The organism is Desulfonatronum zhilinae (assembly GCF_900182865.1).
Lineage (GTDB): Bacteria > Desulfobacterota > Desulfovibrionia > Desulfovibrionales > Desulfonatronaceae > Desulfonatronum > Desulfonatronum lacustre.
Window position 1 is genome coordinate 430,924 of record NZ_FXUJ01000001.1, and the last position, 17,525, is coordinate 448,448.

Consider the following 17,525-nt stretch of genomic DNA (forward strand, 5'->3'; position numbering starts at 1 on the left):
ATGACCAAGCCGCGGGTTGAACTTTGGGAAACGCTTCTCCAAAAGGTCCGCGATGGTTTGATGGTCCGGACTCACTCCAAAGCGGTCCAACCCGGCGAAGTTTTCCTCGCGCTGTCGGGGTCGCGAACGGACGGGGCGGCGTTCATCGCGGAGGCGGTGACTCGCAAGGCCGGATACGTGATTGCTCCTGAGGGATATCTTCACGGTTCAGGCAGTGAAACGCTGAAAGGGACGGCGATTCTGGAACACCCCGATCCTCGGCGGGCATTGGGCGAACTGGCCGCGGCCCATCACGGCACGGACCGGGCCTGTCCGGTGTTGGTGGGGGTGACCGGGACCAACGGAAAGACCACGGTGGTTTTCCTGACTGCCCATCTGTTGCGATCAGCGGGGCTGCGCGTCGGGACCATCGGGACCGTCGGCGCTCAGTGGCCCGGCGGGGAATGCGATCTCGGCATGACCACGCCGGATTGCTGGCGGCTGCACGGAATTTTGGCCCGGATGCGGGATGCCGGGGTGAGCCATGTCTGCATGGAGGTGTCCTCCCATGCCCTGGCCCAGCAGCGGACCGCCGGATTGCGCTTCAAAGCCGCGGTGTTGACCAATGTTACCCAGGACCATCTGGACTACCACCTCGACATGGAGAGCTATTTTCAGGCCAAGGCCTTGTTGTTTACTCCCGGAGCCTCGGGGCCCAAGCATCGCGTGGTCAACATGGATGACGACCATGGCCGCCGGTTGTTCAGCCGTTGGGGCGGCTTGGGGTACGGCCTGGAGCAGGGCGAGGACCTCGTTTCTGATGAGAACCAGCCGGACGTGGACGGCGAACCTGCGGAAGTTCTTCGGGGCGAAATCCTGGCTTGCGACCGGGCCGGGCTGCACCTGGGCATGAACTGGAAATCGTCCGCATGGTCGCTGCGTTCCTCCTTGGTGGGCCGGTATAACGCGGCCAACCTGCTGGCAGCCCAGGGAGCCGGGTTGCGGCTGGGAATGGAACCGGAACAGATGGCTGCGCTGGAACGATTTCCCGGCGTCCCCGGGCGACTGGAGCGGGTTCCCAATCGACAAGGTCTGGATATATTCGTGGACTACGCCCACACCCCAGACGCCTTGGAAAGCGTTGCCGGCGCGTTGCGAAAAGCGGGATTCAAACGTTTGATCATCGTGTTCGGGTGCGGTGGGAATAGGGACAAAACCAAGCGCCCCTTGATGGGGCAAGCCGTAGGCCGCCATGCGGACGTGGCGGTCCTGACCTCGGACAATCCCCGGCATGAAGACCCGAAAGCGATCCTGGCCGATGTCCTGCCCGGACTCGCGGCCTGTCCGCGGGTGATCACGGAAGTGGACCGAAGGCCGGCCATCCAACTCGCCCTGGACATGCTGCGTCCCGGCGACGCGCTGTTGGTGGCGGGCAAGGGGCACGAGTCCACGCAGCAGATCGGCGAAGAAAAACATCCTTTTCACGACCCCACGGTCATTCGTGGGATTCTGGGCGAGGCCGATGCCGAATTTGCTTCAACCGACGCGGGGATGGTCCCATGCGCATGAGTCTGAGCCGAATCGCACGAGTCCTGGGGCTTGAAGCACCGGTCGGCGACGCTGACGTGCTTGTCGCCGGGGCTTGTATCGATAGCCGGGACATCCGGCCTGGAGACCTGTTTTTCTGTCTCCCTGGCGAGCGCAGCGACGGCCATCATCACGCGGCCCAAGCCGTGGAAAGAGGGGCCGTGGCCGTGGTAGCCACGAGGGCCGTGCCCGAATTGGATGGGCGGGCTCCGATGCTGGTGCTTCGCGACGGGATGACCGCCCAGGCCGCCCTGGGCGAGGTGGCCTCGCTCTGGCGCGAAGGGTTCGCGGGACAGGTGATCGGCGTGACCGGCTCGGCCGGCAAGACCACGGTCAAGGAGATGGTGGCCCAGGTCTGTTCCCAAGCCGGCGCGACATGCCGAAACCGTTTGAACTGGAACAACCAGATCGGAATGCCCCTGTCCCTGTTGTCCTGTTCCGGAGAAGAGGCTTTTTGGGTCATGGAGGCCGGGATCAGCCGCCCTGGGGACATGGACGAACTGGGAGCGGTCCTGCGACCGGATCTGGCGATTCTGCTCAATGCCGGGGCCGCGCACGTGGCCGAACTGGGCGGTGTGTCCGGTGTGGCCGCGGCCAAGGCCCGGCTGGTCAGGTATCTCAATCCGGAGGGCAGAGCCTTGGTCAACCAGGATTGCCCGGAATTATGGCGGGAAAGCCTGGCCTTCACGGACCGGATTCACGGATTTTCCACGAAAGACCCCGACGCGGAGTTTTGGTCGGGAGAGCCGTTCCAGGTCGATTCGGACCGGATGGGGTTGGCGTTGCGCCTGCGTGGCCGGAGTCTGACATTGTCCTGGCCGGTGGAGCGGGCTCCCGTGGCGCAAAACGTGCTGGCCACGGCTGCCGCGGCCGCCTTGCTGGGCATCGACACGGACGCGATTCAAAAAGGGTTGAGCGTCGATTTGGCCCTGCCGGGGCGCTTCAATGTGGAACGGCGCGGAGCTTGGGTCCTGGTGGACGACACCTATAACGCCAACCCTCTGTCCATGCGCCTGGCTCTGAACAGGGCTCATGCCCTGGCCGAGGGACGCCGCCTGGTTTGCGTTCTGGGAGACATGCTGGAATTGGGGGCCTCGGCCGGGGCCGAGCACTACGAGCTTGGCCGGGTCTTGAGCGGAGTCTGCTCCGAGGTCTACTACCACGGCGGACACGGCGCGGACGTGCGGGACGGGCTGGCGGCGGAGAAGGCACCGGCGCGGTTCACGGCATGCGAGACTCCGGAACACTTCCTGAAAGCGTGGCGCAAGTCCGTCGTTGCCGGAACAGCCGTGGACGGAGCCGACCAAGATGAGAGTGGAGGCGTGATCCTGTTCAAGGGGTCCCGGGCCGGAAAAATGGAACTGTATCTTGAAGCCCTGCGAACGGAGCCGAGCGCATGATCTATCACTTACTTTACCCGCTGGGGAGCGAATACATCGTTTTCAACGTGTTTCGCTACATCACCTTCCGCTCCGTGTACGCCCTGCTTACCGCGTTGCTGATTTCCATCGTGCTGGGGCCGCTTTTCATCGCCTGGCTGCAACGGCTGAAGTTCGGCCAGCACATTCGCGAGGACGTGCCCAAGCACAACGGCAAGGCCGGGACTCCGACCATGGGCGGCCTGCTGATCGCCTTTTCCCTGCTGACCAGCGTCCTGCTCTGGGGGGATCTGACCAACGTCTACCTCTGGTTGACCATTTTCGTCTTCGTGGGCTTCGGCTTAGTGGGCTTTTGGGACGACTTCCTGAAGGTGGTCAAAAAACGCAACCAGGGCTTGAGCGCCGGAGGCAAGCTGCTGGGACAGATCGTGGTGGCCCTGGGGGCGATATCGTTGTTGCTGTTGCAACCGGCCTATTCCACGATCCTGTATTTTCCGTTTTTGAAAATGCTCCAGCCGGACATGCTCTGGATGTACATCCCCTTCGCCGTGCTGGTGATGGTCGGCTCGTCCAACGGGGTGAACCTGACCGACGGCCTGGACGGCCTAGCCATTGGGCCGTTGATCGTGGCCGCGGCGTGTTTCGGCATCTTCGTTTACGTGGCCGGTCACGTGCAGATCGCCAAGTACCTCCAGGTGGCCTACGTGCCCGGCGTCGGCGAGGTGACGGTTTTCTGCGCCGCCCTGGTGGGCGCGGGGCTGGGCTTCTTGTGGTTCAACGCCTACCCGGCCCAGGTGTTCATGGGCGACGTGGGCAGTCTGAGCCTGGGCGGCGTTCTGGGATTCATCGCCGTGTTGGCCAAACAGGAATTATTGTTGTTGATCGTCGGCGGGCTGTTCGTGGTGGAGACCCTCTCCGTGATCCTCCAGGTGGGGTATTTCAAGATGACCGGGGGCAAACGCATTTTTCGAATGGCCCCCCTGCATCACCATTTTGAACTCCAGGGCGTACCGGAGTCCAAGATCATTGTCCGATGCTGGATTTTTTCCATCATCATGGCCCTGATTTCCCTGAGCGCCTTGAAACTTCGCTAAGGTCGAGCACAGCACATGTCCAGCCTGCACCAATCATTGCCCGGCTCAGGGCCGTCACGGATCCAACCCGGAGAAACAGCCGTGGTCGTCGGCACGGGCCGGTCCGGTCTGGCCGCGGCCGCTTTGCTGGACCATCTGGGCTGTGCTGTTCGGTTGGTGGATTCCGGGAAGGTGAGTCGGGAGGTCCGTGACCAGGCTGAAAAGCGGGGCTGGGACGTGCGGGAGGGCGGTCATTGCACGGAGCAGTTCGACCGCGCCGCTCTGGTGGTCCTCAGTCCGGGCGTGAACCGGCGCAAGCTGGAACCCTGGTTGACCAGCCTCGGGGCGGATCAGGTGATCGCGGAGCTTGAACTGGCCCTGGGTTTCGTGGACGCGCCGATCACCGCGGTGACCGGGACCAACGGCAAAACCACGACGACCACCTTGATCGGACGCTTTCTGGAAGCCATGGGCCGCCGGGTATTCGTGGGCGGAAACATCGGGACCCCGATGTCCAGTTATGTTTTGGAGTGCTTGAGCGCCGCGGATGCCGGGTCGTCCTCGAATTTCGAGAAAGCCGACAACCTCGTTTTGGAAGTGAGCAGTTTTCAGCTCCTGAACACGCGTTCGCTACGTCCCAGGGTCGGCGTGCTGCTCAACGTCAGTCCGAACCATTTGGATTATCATCAGGACATGGAAGAGTATCTGCAGGCCAAGCTGTCCTTGTTCGCCACCCAGGAACCCGAGGATACGGCTGTTTTTCCCGAGGAGATGCGGGAGCTGGTCCAGGCGCGTCGCGTGACCCGGGCCCGGACCGTGTATTTTGGGACGCAATCCGATTTGACCTGTCCGGCCCTGCCCGGACGGCACAACCAGGCCAACATCGCCGCCGCGTTCCAAGCCTGCCAGCCCTTCGGCCTGACCCGCGCCGCGGCCCAGACGGTCCTGGACGGTTTTTCCGGCCTGCCTCACCGGCTGCAAATCGTGGCCGAGCAGGGCGGCGTGGTTTTCGTGGACGACTCCAAGGGCACCACGGTTCAGGCCCTGAGGGCCGCTCTGGAGGCCTTTGACCGTCCGGTGCTGCTGCTGGCCGGAGGTGTGTTTAAAGGTGGCGATCTGGCTGGTCTGAAACCTCTCGTGCAAAGCAAGGCTCGGGCCGTGGGGCTGTTTGGGGCCGGTCGGGAAATTTTCGAGGCGGCCTGGGGCGACGTTGAAACGCCGCTGTTTTGGGAACCGACCCTGGAACGGGCCATGGACCGGCTCTGGCTCCAGGCCCGTTCCGGGGATGTGATGCTCCTCTCGCCGGCCACGGCCAGCTTCGACCTCTTCCGGGATTACAAGCATCGCGGCATGACGTTTCAGAATCACCTCCAGACCCTTGCGGAGCGTGGCCATGAGTAGACTTGCCGCGGTGTCCGCCCGCGGGCCCGGAGTGGGGCGCGGCGAAGGAGTTGATTTCTGGTTGCTGTCCGTGGCCCTGCTGCTCTCCGGTTTGGGCTTGGTAATGGTGCTCAGCTCCAGCGGGATCATGGCCGAGCGCTTTTATGCGGATAAATACTATTTTTTCAAGCGACACTTGGTCTTTCTGATCATCGGGCTGGGCGTGATGAGCGCGGCCGCGGCCATTCCCCGTCAGTTGTATCTTCGGTTCACGTATGTCTGGCTGACCCTGGCCGGAGGTTTGCTGGTCCTGACCCTGGTTTCTCCCCTTGGAGTGCAGGCCGGAGGGGCGACACGCTGGCTGTCTTTGGGACCAATCATGATCCAGCCCCTGGAAGTTGCCAAAGTGGCTTTGGTCCTTTATCTGGCCTCGTTTTTCAGCCGCAAGCAGGAAATGATCCGCACCTTCGGGGTGGGCTTCCTGCCGCCGGTGTGCATCACCGGAGCGTTGAGCCTGCTGCTCCTGGCTCAACCGGACTTCGGCGGCGCGGCCTCGTTGATGCTGATCCTCTTCTGCATCAGTTTCGTGGGAGGGACCCGGCTGGTTTATTTGGGGGCGACTTCGTTCATGGCCCTGATGGGCGCGATTTTCCTGGTGATGAGTTCGCCCTACCGTTTTCGGCGCTGGTTCGCGTTCTTAGATCCGTTCCAGGACGCCCAGGACGTGGGCTATCAACTGGTTCAATCCCTGTACGCCCTGGGCGGTGGAGGATGGCTGGGCGAAGGATTGGGCGCCGGGAAGCAGAAGCTGTTCTTTCTGCCCGCGGCGCATACGGACTTTATTTTGGCCGTAATCGGCGAGGAGCTGGGTTTTATCGGTGTATCCGTGATTTTCGTTCTGGTGGGCGTCTTGCTTTGGCGAGGACTCCGAATCGCCAGGTTGCAGGACGGCTTGCAGGAACGGTTCGTCGCCTTCGGGATGCTGTTGGTTCTGGCTTTGGGGGCCATGCTGAACATGGCCGTGGTTCTGGGCGTGGTCCCGCCCAAAGGCGTGCCCATGCCGTTTCTGAGCTACGGAGGCTCCAGCCTGGTCATGTCCCTGCTCTGCGTGGGCGTGTTGCTGAACCTGTCACGGAGCGCCGGTTCGCCGAGCCGACGAAACGGAGCAACGCCATGAACCGGGTGATCCTGACCACCGGGGGAACCGGAGGCCATATTTTTCCGGCATTGGCCGTGGCCGAAGAGCTGCGGGAGCGGTATCCCGACATCCGATTGCTCTTCGTGGGCGGTGGGCGTGGGCCGGAGGGAAGATGGGCGGCAAGCGCCGGTCTGGACTTTCAGGCCCTCCCGGTCTCTGGAGTTTTTGGGCGAGGTTGGCGGGCCCTGGGCCTATTGTGGTGGTTGCCGCTGAGCGTGTCGCGGGCCATGATCATTGTTCGCGGGTTCAAGCCCGACGTGGTGTTGGGTTTGGGCGGCTACGCCGGGTTTCCCCTGGTTTTGGCGGCCTGGTTGCTCCGCGTGCCCACGGCGATTCACGAGCAGAACGGTCTGCCCGGAATGACCAACAGGCTGCTGGGCAGACTGGTCCGTCGGGTGCTGCTTTCCCTGCCGGACGATCACCATCTGTTCGACCCTCGGAAGGTGGTGGTCACCGGGAATCCGTTGCGCAAGGCGGTCCGTCAGCTGCGCTCCGCCCAGCCCGAAGGGGACAGCCCGCGGCGCAACGTGTTGATCCTCGGTGGAAGCCAGGGTGCCAGAGCCCTGAATCAGGCCGTGCTGGATTCCATGGATGGGTTTCGCGAAGAGCGGATTTCCCTATGGCATCAGACCGGGCAGGCGGACTGGGAGAGGATTTCCGGGGAGTATGCCCGGGCTGGTTGGAATCAGGTTCGTGTGGAGCCGTTCATCGAGGACGTGGCCGAGGCCTATGCCTGGGCGGACCTGGTGGTGTGCCGGGCCGGGGCGACCACGTTGGCTGAATTGACGGTCATGGGCAAGCCCAGCGTCTTGGTCCCCTTTCCCTATGCCACCCATGACCACCAGATGCTCAACGCTCGGAAGTTGGAGCAGGCCGGAGCGGCCATGGTGTTGGTGGAAAGCTACCTGACTCAGGTCCAACTGTGGACCGTGATCAAGGATTTGTTGGATATTCCCGGCAAGTTGCGGGACATGCGCAAGGCGGCCTGGGCAATGGGATGTCCGGAAGCCGGGGCTGACGTGGTTCGAGAACTTGAAGGATTGGTGCAACGCGGATGAAGTCGAAGGTCACGTCCATCCATATGGTTGGTCTGGGCGGTTCCGGAATGAGCGGAATCGCGGAAGTGCTGCTTAACTTGGGCTATAGCGTCTCCGGTTCGGACGTGGCCCCCGGTCCGGTGCTGGACCATCTGCGGACCCTCGGCGCGGTCACGTATGTCGGGCATTGCAAGGGCCGATTGGACCAAGCCCAGGTGTTGGTCAAGTCCACGGCGGTGCGGGACGACAACCCGGAGGTTCAGGAAGCCCGCGCCCTGGGGATTCCGATCATCCCCAGGGCGGAGATGCTGGCTGAACTGATGCGCCTGCGGACCGGGATCGCCGTGGCCGGAACCCACGGCAAGACCACGACCACTTCGATTCTGGCGACTATTTTCAAGGAAGCGGAGTTGGACCCCACGGTGATTATCGGCGGACGGCTCCGCAGCTACGGCAGCAACGCCCTACTGGGGCAGGGGGAGTACCTGATCGCCGAAGCGGACGAATCCGACGGCTCGTTCCTGTGCCTGTTTCCAATCATCAGCGTGGTGACCAACATCGACGCGGACCACCTGGATTTTTACCCGGACTTGGCGAGCATCAAGGAGGCCTTTGTTCAGTTCATGAACAAGGTGCCGTTCTACGGCCTGAACGTGGTCTGCGGCGACGACCCGGGGGTCCAGACCGTTTTGCCCCAGGTCCGTCGTCCCGTGGTGACCTATGGGTTTGGAGCGGACAACGACGTGCGCGGCGAATTGCTGGAAGGTCGTCCGGGCAATCCCTTCCGGATTAGTTGGCGCGGTGAACCCTGGGCCGAGGTCAACCTGGCCCAACCGGGGCGGCACAATGTTTTGAACGCCTTGGGCGCGGTGGGCGTGGCCATTGAAATCGGCATGCCCAAGGAAGCGGTGCTGCGCGGTCTGACCAACTTCGGCGGCGTGGGGCGGCGCTTCGAGATCAAGGGTGAGCGTGAGGGCGTGACCGTGGTGGACGACTATGGACATCACCCCAAGGAAATCGTCGCGACCTTGCGCACCGCACGGGAGTTTTTCCCGGGGAGGCGGTTGATGGTGTTGTTCCAGCCTCACCGATTTTCTCGGACCAAAGCGCTGTTCGGTGATTTCTGCCGGGCCTTCGACCAAGCCGACCGCTTGCTGTTGCTGGAGATTTATCCGGCCTCCGAGGCCCCCTTGCCCGGCATCAGCGGGAGCAGTCTGGCTCAGGGCGTTCGGCAGGTCAGCCAGACCCCGGTGGACTTTTTTCCGGACATGCGCACGGCAACTGAGGCTCTGCCGGACATCCTGCGACCGGGCGACGTGCTGTTGACGTTGGGGGCCGGCAATGTGTGGCAGGCCGGACAAGGTTTTCTGGAGGCCGTGTGAGGATGATCCCGTGAGGATGATCCCGTGAAGGTGGTCCCATGAAGGTGATTAAAGGCCCGCTTCTGGCCGACCGGACGACTTTGAGATTGGGCGGCAAGGCCATGGCCGAAATCGTGGTCCGTGAAACGTCGGACCTGGCCGATCTAGCCGGCTTGTTGGCCGAGCAAACGGCCAGACTCGGCGGCCGGTCCATGGTCCTGGGGGAAGGGAGCAATATCCTGGCAGCGGACCGGGATTTGGATCTGGTGTTGGTCCGGCTGGAAGGCGGCGGTGATCCCGAGATTATGGAACAGGGTGACGATGGAAACCGGATTTCAGAGGTGGACCGGGAAGCGGTCCGAATTCGGGTCCCAGGAGCCTTGCGGCTTCCACGGCTGTTGGGATGGTGCGCGGCTCGCGGCCTGCGTGGTTTGGAGCCATGGACGGGGATTCCCGGTTCCGTGGGCGGGGCCGTGGCCATGAACGCCGGTTCGTACGGGCTGGAGATGGCCCAGGTTCTGGAACGAGTCCTGATCTGGACCCCGGACCGGGGCGGCCGGTGGCTTGATGCCGCTGCTCTCCAATTCGGATACCGACGGTTCGATTCGGGGCTTGACGATGCGGTTCAGCTGGTGCTGGCCGCGGAATTGCGGGTCGAACGGGACGAGCCGACTGAAGTGCGAACACGGATGCGCAACTGGTTCGACCGTAAAAAACAGACTCAGCCGATCACCATGGCCTCGGCCGGGTGCGTGTTCAAGAATCCCGACGCGGAAAACCCGGCGGGCAGGCTTTTGGACCGGGTCGGGCTGCGCGGATTTCGAAAGGGCGACATGGCCTTTTCCGAGCGGCACGCGAATTTTTTGATCAACCTCGGCGGCGGCTCGGCTGACGACGCCTTTGCTCTGCTGGATCTGGCCCGGGAACGGGTCGCGGCTCGTTTCGGCCTGGAACTGGAAACCGAGGTCAAGGTGCTGGCATGAGCGTGGCCGCCGCAAGACTCCGACCCGGCGGCTGGTTCAGTCCCGGGACCCGCAAGAGCAACAAATGGGCGGGCGGAAAAAGTGCCCCGTCCGTGCCCAAGCGAGCCGCGAAACCGTCGGTAAAGCCGGCCCGGAACAAGGCCGCGAGGCGTCCGGTACGCATCGGGGGGCTGCTGACGGCGCTTATTCTGTTTGTATTGAGGTTTTTCGGTTGGACCTTGGGGTTGCTGCTGGTGGCGACGCTTCTTGGAAGCATCAGCCTCGGGCTGATCTACGGTTACCGGGCGTTGACCACGTCCGCTCATTTTGCCGTCTCCCACGTGGAGATCATCGGCAACAGGCAGCTCAGCACGCCGGAGGTGCTGAACCTGAGCGGCGTGACAGTGGGGATGAACCTCCTGGAGGTCAGTCTGGGCGAGGTCAGCCGAAAACTGCAACACAACCCATGGGTCGAAAGCGCCACGGTCCGGCGGGTGCTCCCGGACGGGGTGGCCATCGACATCGTGGAACGTGAACCGTTTTTCTGGGTTCAGCAGGGCGGGACCTTGTTTTACGCGGATCGCAACGGAGTTCCCATCGCCGCACTGGAACTGGGCCGCTTCGTGTCCTTGCCGGTCCTGATTTTGGAGCAAGGCGTGGAGCCGAACTGGCGGTTGATGGAAGAGTGGGTGCGGGCCGTGGAGCGGTTGGAATTCCCGTTTGGTTTTTCGGACGTGGCCTGGTTGAAGGTGGAGGACGCGAATCTTCTACGCATCCACCTGGAAGATCGGGGCTTGGTGATTCATTTTGATCTGAGCGACTGGCGCGGGCATCGCGCAATAATGAATCAAGTTTGGGAAGATTTGCGCTCTCGTGGAGAGCTGAACAATATTGAACGGTTGACTGTCATGTCGGGCAAGGCCTGGGTCCAGTTGAAACAGTCCTGACAGCGAAATCGAGGAGCGGAAAATGGCGAAAAAATCATCATCCAAATCCGATCTGATCGTCGGGCTGGACATCGGAACCACCAAAATCTGCACCGTGGTAGGGGAGGCTACGCCTAACGGCGTAGACGTGGTAGGCATCGGCACGGCCCCGTCCTCGGGACTGCGCAAGGGCGTGGTGGTGAATATCGAGCAGACCGTGCAGTGCATCAAAAAGGCCTTGGAAGAGGCGGAACTGATGGCCGGCTGCGAAATTCGTTCGGTGTATTCCGGCATCGCTGGCAGCCACATCAAGGGCTTCAACAGCCACGGCGTGATCGCGGTCAAGGGCGGAGAGGTGACGCCCAAGGACATGGAGCGGGTCATCGACGCGGCCAAGGCCGTGGCCATCCCCCTGGACCGCGAGGTGATCCACATCCTGCCCCAGGAGTTCATCGTCGACGAACAAAACGGCATCGCGGACCCTATCGGCATGGCCGGGGTGCGGCTGGAGGCCAAGGTGCACATCGTGACCGGAGCGGTGAGCAGCGCCCAGAACATCATTCGTTCCTGCCATCGAGCCGGGTTGGACGTGGCGGACATCGTCCTGCAGTCCCTGGCCTCCACCGAGGCCGTGCTGACCCCGGAGGAGCGCGAAATCGGCGTGGCTCTGGTGGACATCGGCGGCGGGACCACGGATGTGGCGATTTTTTCCAACAATTCCATCAAATATACGTCGGTCCTGGCCCTGGGTGGAAGCAACCTGACCAACGACATCGCCTTCGGCCTGCGCACGCCGATGTTGGCCGCGGAAAAGATCAAGATCAAATACGGCTGCGCCCTGACGGACATCGTGCAAAAGGACGAGATCATCGACGTGCCCAGTGTGGGCGGTCGCGAGGCGCGGCGGGTTTCCCGGCGGGTGCTCGCGGAGATCTGTGAACCGCGGATGGAGGAAATTCTGGCCCTGGTGGAACAGGACCTGAACCAGTCCGGGTGCAAGAATCTTATCGGGGCCGGAATCGTTCTCACCGGCGGGTCGGCTTTGTTGGACGGGATGGCCGACCTGGGCGAGCAGATTTTCAACCTGCCCACCCGCATCGGCTATCCGCGGGAAGTGGGGGGGCTGAAGGACGTGGTGATGAACCCGATGTATTCCACCGCCGTGGGACTGCTGATGTATGGAGCGCGCAAGGAAGGGCTGGACCAGCGATTCCGGATCCGGGACACCCATATTTTCAACCGCATCCTGAACCGGATGCGCAAGTGGTTTTCCGATGTTTCCTGAGCGGAAAACGCGCATTGGAATTTCAAATTTGAGATTTGAAATTTGAAACTCATGGAAGTGCGTGTTGATGCGTCGTGGGAACGCATTTGACTGAGATGGCGAACGGTAATGACGAAAAGAGATGCCGAGAAAAGATGCCTGAAAAGATGACAGACGGGTGCGACGAGCGAGACGGACGGGAACAACGCCGAGGGATGCGGAACAACAATTTTTTGACCATCAGGTAAGCGAACAGGGAGGAGAAGCGTATGCAGTTCATGGAACTTGAAAACGACATCAATGCAACGATCAAGGTCGTCGGGGTCGGCGGCGGGGGCAGCAACGCCGTGAACAACATGATCAGCTCTTCGTTGAAGGGCGTCACGTTCATCGCGGCCAACACGGATTTGCAGGCCTTGAACAGATCTCGGGCCGAATTCAAGATTCAATTGGGCGAGAAGCTGACCAAGGGGCTCGGAGCCGGGGCGAATCCGGACATCGGTCGCGAGGCGGCCCTGGAAAGCGTGGACCAGATCCGAAAGATACTGGAGCCGGCGGACATGGTCTTCGTCACCGCGGGCATGGGCGGCGGCACCGGCACCGGAGCGGCCCCGGTCATCGCCGAGGTGGCCCGGGAAATGGGCGCCCTGACCGTGGCCGTGGTGTCCAAGCCGTTTTATTTTGAAGGCAAGAAGCGGTTGCTTCAGGCCGAGAAAGGGGCCGCGGCCCTGGCTGACGCCGTGGACACGATCATCACCATTCCCAACGACCGGCTGCTTTCCCTGGCCGCACAGAAGGCCGCCTTCCTGGACATGCTCAAAAAGGCCGACGAGGTGCTGTTCTACGCGGTCAAAGGCATTTCCGACCTGATCATGGTCCCCGGGCTCATCAACCTGGACTTCGCGGACGTCAAGGCGGTCATGTCCGAGATGGGGCTGGCCATGATGGGCACGGGTATCGCCAAGGGCGAGGGCCGGGCTCGGGAGGCCGCGCTGAAGGCCATCAATAGTCCGTTGTTGGAGGACGTGAGCATCGACGGAGCCAAGGGCGTGCTGCTGAACATCACCTGCGCTCCGGATATGACCATTGATGAAGTCAGCGAGGCGGCCAGCATCATTCACGAAGCGGCCCACGACGACGCCAAGATTTTCTTCGGCACCGTGTTTGACGAGGATGCCGGCGACGAGATGCGGATCACCGTGATCGCCACGGGCATCGGCACGAACGCCGCCACTGTCGGGCGAGGCGAGGATTCGTCCCGAGTGATCGATCTGGGCGGGGTGCGCAACAATGCGGGCAACTCCGGCAATATCGTCCGGCGTCCGTACGTTCCTTCCAGCGCTGAGGATCGCAGCATCCCGGCCTATCTGCGCAAGGGGCTGCGCAGTGAACATGGACAGCTCAACCAAGGACATTCACACGGTTCTTCCAAGGGGATGGCTCAGCCCCAGACCCAAGCGCCGAACCGGATGCTCCGCGTGGCCTCCGGCGGGGGAGGAGAGGATTTCGTCTTTGATGAAGAGGAGTTCGAGATTCCGTCCTTCCTGCGCAAGCAGGCGGATTGATCCAGGCTGCGGGGTTTCGAAGCCTGACCTCGATAATCAAATGGACCATGGTCGGCGCGTCGTCGGTGCGCGTGCCGCCTCAACAACGCCGGAGCAACGGGTGAAGCGCGATCGCCGTCCCCCCGGCTCACGGGCCATTCCAGAGCAGGAGTGGGGCGGTCGCCTGCCCATGGCCCTGGTCTTTCCCCAGAAGCCTGCTCTGGCCTATTCCAGCCTGGGATGGCAGGCGGTGCTGGAGTTGTTGCGGTCTCGTCCGACATTGGCCTTGGAGCCGGTGTTCTGGGATCCGGACCGGCATGAGTTGGTCCGGCCCTTTGGAAAACGCGGACTGGACGCCTTTGGCGTCGTGGCCTTCAGTCTGACCTACGAGTTCGATTACCTCCATCTGTTCCGTATCCTGACGGCGTCCGGGATCGCCCCCGACGCCGCGCGACGCCCCTCCTGGCCACTGGTCATGGCCGGAGGGGCGCTCGCGTTTATGAATCCCGCTCCCATCGCCCCCAGCGTGGATCTGTTCTGGGTGGGGGAGGCCGAGGCAGGGCTGGTCGACTGTCTGGAGGTCCTGGCTGAAGCGTATGTCCGAAACGCTTCCCGTGATGACGCTCTGGACTTGATCGCGGCCATGCCCGGGGTCTACGTTCCCGGAAAGAGCACGTTGCCCGTGCATCGAGCCGTGCATCTGCATCCCTCGTACCTGGGTGGACTGGAAGCCCCGGTCAGTTCCTGCTTCATTACTCCGGACGCCGTGTTCCGGGACACCCTGCTGTTGGAGGTCAATCGTGGCTGTCCGCACGGTTGCCGATTTTGCGCAGCGGGATACGTGTACCGTCCACCCAGAATGGCTTCCCTGGACGACCTCCAGGAAATCGTGCTGCGCAAGCGGCCACGTAAAGTGGGGCTCGTGGGCACGGCCCTGACGGACTGGCCGGATCTGGGGCGTTTTCTCGCCTGGCTTGGCGAGCAAAAAGTGGACGTCTCCCTGTCCTCCTTGCGGGCCGAGGGACTGACCGAAGAGCTGCTGGACATCTTGCGCGCCCTGGGAACGCGTACGATCACCCTGGCATTGGAGGGAGCAAGCCGGACGTTGCGGGACTCGATGAACAAACATGTTCGAGAAGAGGCTTTTCTGCGGACCGTGGAACGCCTCTCCCGCAAGGGGTTCAATCATCTGAAAATTTATTTGCTGGTCGGTTGGCCGGGAGAGACCGACGCGGACTGGGAAGAGTTTGGTCTGTTTCTGCGGGAAGTGGACCAGGCTCGGACTACTGGTGGCGGGCGAGGGAAAACCAACCTGAAGCTGATCACCCTGGGACTGGGCTGCCTGGTGCCCAAACCCTGGACGCCCTTGCAATGGGCGGCCATGGCCGATGAACAGGCCTTCAAGGATCGAGTATCCCAAATCCGTAAGGCGACCAAAAGCATGACCGGGGTACAGGTCCGCTCGGACGCGCCGGGGCTGGCCAGGATTCAAGGACTCTTGGCCCGAGGCGACGAGCGGGTCCACGAGTTGATCCGACTTGCTGCCGGCCAGAAAGGTCGCGAACTGGAAGTGTGGACCGCGGCCTTGGCGCAATGGCCGGGCGATCCGGCCTGGTATCTGGACCGGGAACGGGCGCGGGACGAGGTTTTTCCGTGGGAAGTGATCGATCCGGGACTGGCCCGGGAATATCTGTGGCGGGAATGGGAAAAGGTCGGGACGCGCCGCACGTCGCCGCCCTGCCCCATGGATTTCGCTCCGGACGGACTTCAGGCGGGGTGCCTGAAGTGCCGCCGGTGCGGGCTGCAAAAATGGCTTCAGACCTGAAGCCGACTACACGCCTCAGGAAAAGCCTCTTCCCGGAGTACAGCCGGAAGTTGGAGCAAAGCCGGAGGATGATGCTTCGGAGGACCGTCCAGATGTGGATGCACGGCAGACGGACATAACTTTTACGGCTTGTCCCGAACCACACTTCGGACAGGGCTTGGCTTCCTGGTCCGAAAGCCGGGTCAGTTCCTCGAAAACATGGTTGCATTGGGGACATGCGTATTCGAAAATGGGCATGGAGCTGCTCCTTGGGATTAGAGAGTGTTGGTGGATTGCGTCGCGTCTGACTCCGGGATGTTTACGCAGCAGGCTCGGATGTCAAGAACGCTCAAAGGATGATCCGGCGTTGACGAGGTTTCGGCATGCGTCTTTGCGTCATTAATTGTGCACTGCAAAATGAATTGCAATCCTTAGGGAACACGGTTCTGGGGCTGCATCCCAAACCCGGAATTCACGATCTGCCCCGCCTGCTGGAAGAGCATCGCTTTGAGCCGGACGTGGTGATTCAACAGGAAAGCCTTGGTCCGCGCGTGCTTCTGAAGGGCCTGGAGAACATTTCCGGGCTCAAGGTCTTCTGGTCCATCGACACCCATTTGAACGCCTTCTGGCAGATGGAGTACGTCCGTCTGTTCGATTTGGCCTGCTCCACGCAGCGGAACTGGAGCGATTATCTGCACAAGCAGATCAACGTCCCGGTATTCTGGCTGCCCTGGTTCGGACGTCGCCTGCCTTGGAAGGGGTGGAATCAGCGTCAGCGGGCGGTCTGTTTCGTGGGCCGAGTGACCGAGCATCGTCCTTCCCGCAAGCGATTCGTCGATTTTTTACGCCGCGAGTTCCAGATGGAGCTGGTCCAGGACGTCTCTTTTCAACAAATGCTGGAGGTCTACCGGGAAGCGCGGTTGGCGCCCAACGAGTCCATTTTCGGGGAAATCAATTTCCGGTTGTTCGAGGCCGCGTCCTGCGGCTGTCTCGTGCTCAATCCTTCCGGGATTCCAGGGCTGGAAGAGACCTTTCTTCCGGACAGGGAAATCGGGGTATTCAGCCACGCCCTGGAACTCAAGTCCAAGATCAACCATTACTCTCGTAATCAACGCCTGGCAGAGCAAATGGCCAAGGCGGCCTGGGCCAGGACCCAGGAGGAGCATCTGGCGATCCATCGCGCTCAAAGGCTGCTTGAGATCGTAACCCAAGCCCCGGCCAGATCATCGACTTTGTCCGAACCTCCCGCTTTGCCGTGGGCATTGACGCTGTATCGCCTGTGGCAAGCCCGACGGGCACCCATAGGCGAGGAAGGCTTGCGTAACCTGTTGCTTGATCTGCCCGAATCTCCACGTAAACGAGGGGCTTTGTTGGGCTTCTGGTTGGGGACGAACCAACGGGAATTGGTCCTTCACGACCTCAGGGCGCTGCTCCAACCCGACCTGCCCTTTGAAAATGACCCGGCATTGACGCGGACAGCCTCTCTGGCGGCCCTGCATCTGGGCGAACTCGCTCTGGCCAAGGCCTTCTGGATGCGCCATCAAGAGTTCTCCGGGCGTTCTCCCAGGCCCCCCCGGAGTCCGCTGGATATGTATTGTTTCTGGGCCGGAACGTTTCAGCGGCAGGACCTGTTGTCTCGGCCCGGGCTGCCTTTCGACCACGAGCGCCATCTTCCCGAATCCGCCCTGGAATGTCTGATCCTGGCCCATCGCCTGGATTCCCGGAACATGACCGTTTGCCGGTCCATGGACGCCTTGCTGGATAAGCAACCCGGCTTTGAACCGCTGCGGCTGTCTTTGCTGTCCCATCTAACCCTGCATCAACCCGGCAACTGGTTGGCGGGGGTGAAACTGGGTCTGGTCAACCTCCAGGGGTTCAGGCTAGAAGAAGGGTTGGAAGAGCTGCTTCTGGCCGCTTCGAGGGCCGAACAGCACAGTGAAACGCGAAAATTCGACAACGCTCTGGCTTCAGCCGATACGGACGGCTCGATCCGCGCGACTTTGAATCTTTAACCCGGTGCGGAGCGATTAT

Annotated in this window: 14 protein-coding genes; 13 read left to right on the forward strand and 1 reads right to left on the reverse strand. The window is 62.0% G+C overall.

The annotated features are described in order from the left end of the window. From AC559A_RS01975 to AC559A_RS02030, 12 genes are all read left to right on the forward strand, one after another. Positions 1-1,548, forward strand: a complete 1,548-nt coding sequence (locus AC559A_RS01975; protein ID WP_498816057.1) for a UDP-N-acetylmuramoyl-L-alanyl-D-glutamate--2,6-diaminopimelate ligase — start codon at positions 1-3, stop codon at positions 1,546-1,548. Then, positions 1,539-2,966, forward strand: a complete 1,428-nt coding sequence (locus tag AC559A_RS01980) for a UDP-N-acetylmuramoyl-tripeptide--D-alanyl-D-alanine ligase (protein ID WP_498815936.1) — start codon at positions 1,539-1,541, stop codon at positions 2,964-2,966. Before AC559A_RS01975 ends, AC559A_RS01980 begins: the two co-directional genes overlap by 10 nt. After that, positions 2,963-4,039 carry a phospho-N-acetylmuramoyl-pentapeptide-transferase gene (gene mraY / locus AC559A_RS01985; RefSeq protein ID WP_028573146.1) on the forward strand — a complete coding sequence of 359 codons (1,077 nt, stop codon included), beginning with the start codon at positions 2,963-2,965 and terminating at the stop codon, positions 4,037-4,039. The genes AC559A_RS01980 and mraY overlap by 4 nt, the downstream gene beginning before the upstream one ends. A gap of 15 nt (positions 4,040-4,054) precedes the next feature. Further along, positions 4,055-5,419: a UDP-N-acetylmuramoyl-L-alanine--D-glutamate ligase gene (gene murD / locus AC559A_RS01990; protein ID WP_498815938.1), complete on the forward strand. Its 1,365-nt coding sequence runs from the start codon at positions 4,055-4,057 to the stop codon at positions 5,417-5,419. After that, positions 5,412-6,575, forward strand: coding sequence for a putative lipid II flippase FtsW (gene ftsW / locus AC559A_RS01995; protein ID WP_498815940.1), 1,164 nt, complete (start codon positions 5,412-5,414; stop codon positions 6,573-6,575). Before murD ends, ftsW begins: the two co-directional genes overlap by 8 nt. Beyond that, positions 6,572-7,654: an undecaprenyldiphospho-muramoylpentapeptide beta-N-acetylglucosaminyltransferase gene (gene murG / locus AC559A_RS02000; RefSeq protein ID WP_028573149.1), complete on the forward strand. Its 1,083-nt coding sequence runs from the start codon at positions 6,572-6,574 to the stop codon at positions 7,652-7,654. The genes ftsW and murG overlap by 4 nt, the downstream gene beginning before the upstream one ends. Beyond that, the gene (gene murC / locus AC559A_RS02005; protein WP_498815942.1) at positions 7,651-9,015 is read left to right on the forward strand and encodes a UDP-N-acetylmuramate--L-alanine ligase; all 1,365 of its coding nucleotides are present in this window, start codon (positions 7,651-7,653) and stop codon (positions 9,013-9,015) included. The genes murG and murC overlap by 4 nt, the downstream gene beginning before the upstream one ends. Positions 9,016-9,053: 38 nt before the next feature. Continuing rightward, the gene (gene murB / locus AC559A_RS02010) at positions 9,054-9,977 is read left to right on the forward strand and encodes a UDP-N-acetylmuramate dehydrogenase (protein ID WP_498815943.1); all 924 of its coding nucleotides are present in this window, start codon (positions 9,054-9,056) and stop codon (positions 9,975-9,977) included. Beyond that, positions 9,974-10,903 carry a cell division protein FtsQ/DivIB gene (locus tag AC559A_RS02015; protein ID WP_028573152.1) on the forward strand — a complete coding sequence of 310 codons (930 nt, stop codon included), beginning with the start codon at positions 9,974-9,976 and terminating at the stop codon, positions 10,901-10,903. The genes murB and AC559A_RS02015 overlap by 4 nt, the downstream gene beginning before the upstream one ends. Positions 10,904-10,925: 22 nt before the next feature. Then, positions 10,926-12,167, forward strand: coding sequence for a cell division protein FtsA (ftsA, locus tag AC559A_RS02020; RefSeq protein WP_028573153.1), 1,242 nt, complete (start codon positions 10,926-10,928; stop codon positions 12,165-12,167). Between the two features lie 248 nt (positions 12,168-12,415). Further along, entirely contained in the window at positions 12,416-13,711 is a 1,296-nt protein-coding gene (gene ftsZ / locus AC559A_RS02025) for a cell division protein FtsZ (RefSeq protein ID WP_498815945.1), read from the forward strand. Positions 13,712-13,811: 100 nt separating this feature from the next. After that, positions 13,812-15,515 (forward strand): radical SAM protein, encoded by a 1,704-nt coding sequence (locus tag AC559A_RS02030; RefSeq protein ID WP_498815947.1) that lies wholly within the window; start codon positions 13,812-13,814, stop codon positions 15,513-15,515. A 15-nt stretch (positions 15,516-15,530) separates the two neighbouring features. Here AC559A_RS02030 and AC559A_RS02035 read toward each other — a convergent pair whose 3' ends face one another. After that, on the reverse strand, positions 15,531-15,752 hold the full coding sequence (locus AC559A_RS02035) for an FmdB family zinc ribbon protein (RefSeq protein WP_028573155.1): 222 nt from the start codon (positions 15,750-15,752) through the stop codon (positions 15,531-15,533). Positions 15,753-15,877: 125 nt separating this feature from the next. Between AC559A_RS02035 and AC559A_RS02040 the strand changes: the two genes are divergently transcribed. After that, entirely contained in the window at positions 15,878-17,506 is a 1,629-nt protein-coding gene (locus AC559A_RS02040; RefSeq protein ID WP_498815949.1) for a glycosyltransferase family protein, read from the forward strand. Positions 17,507-17,525 lie beyond the last annotated feature (19 nt).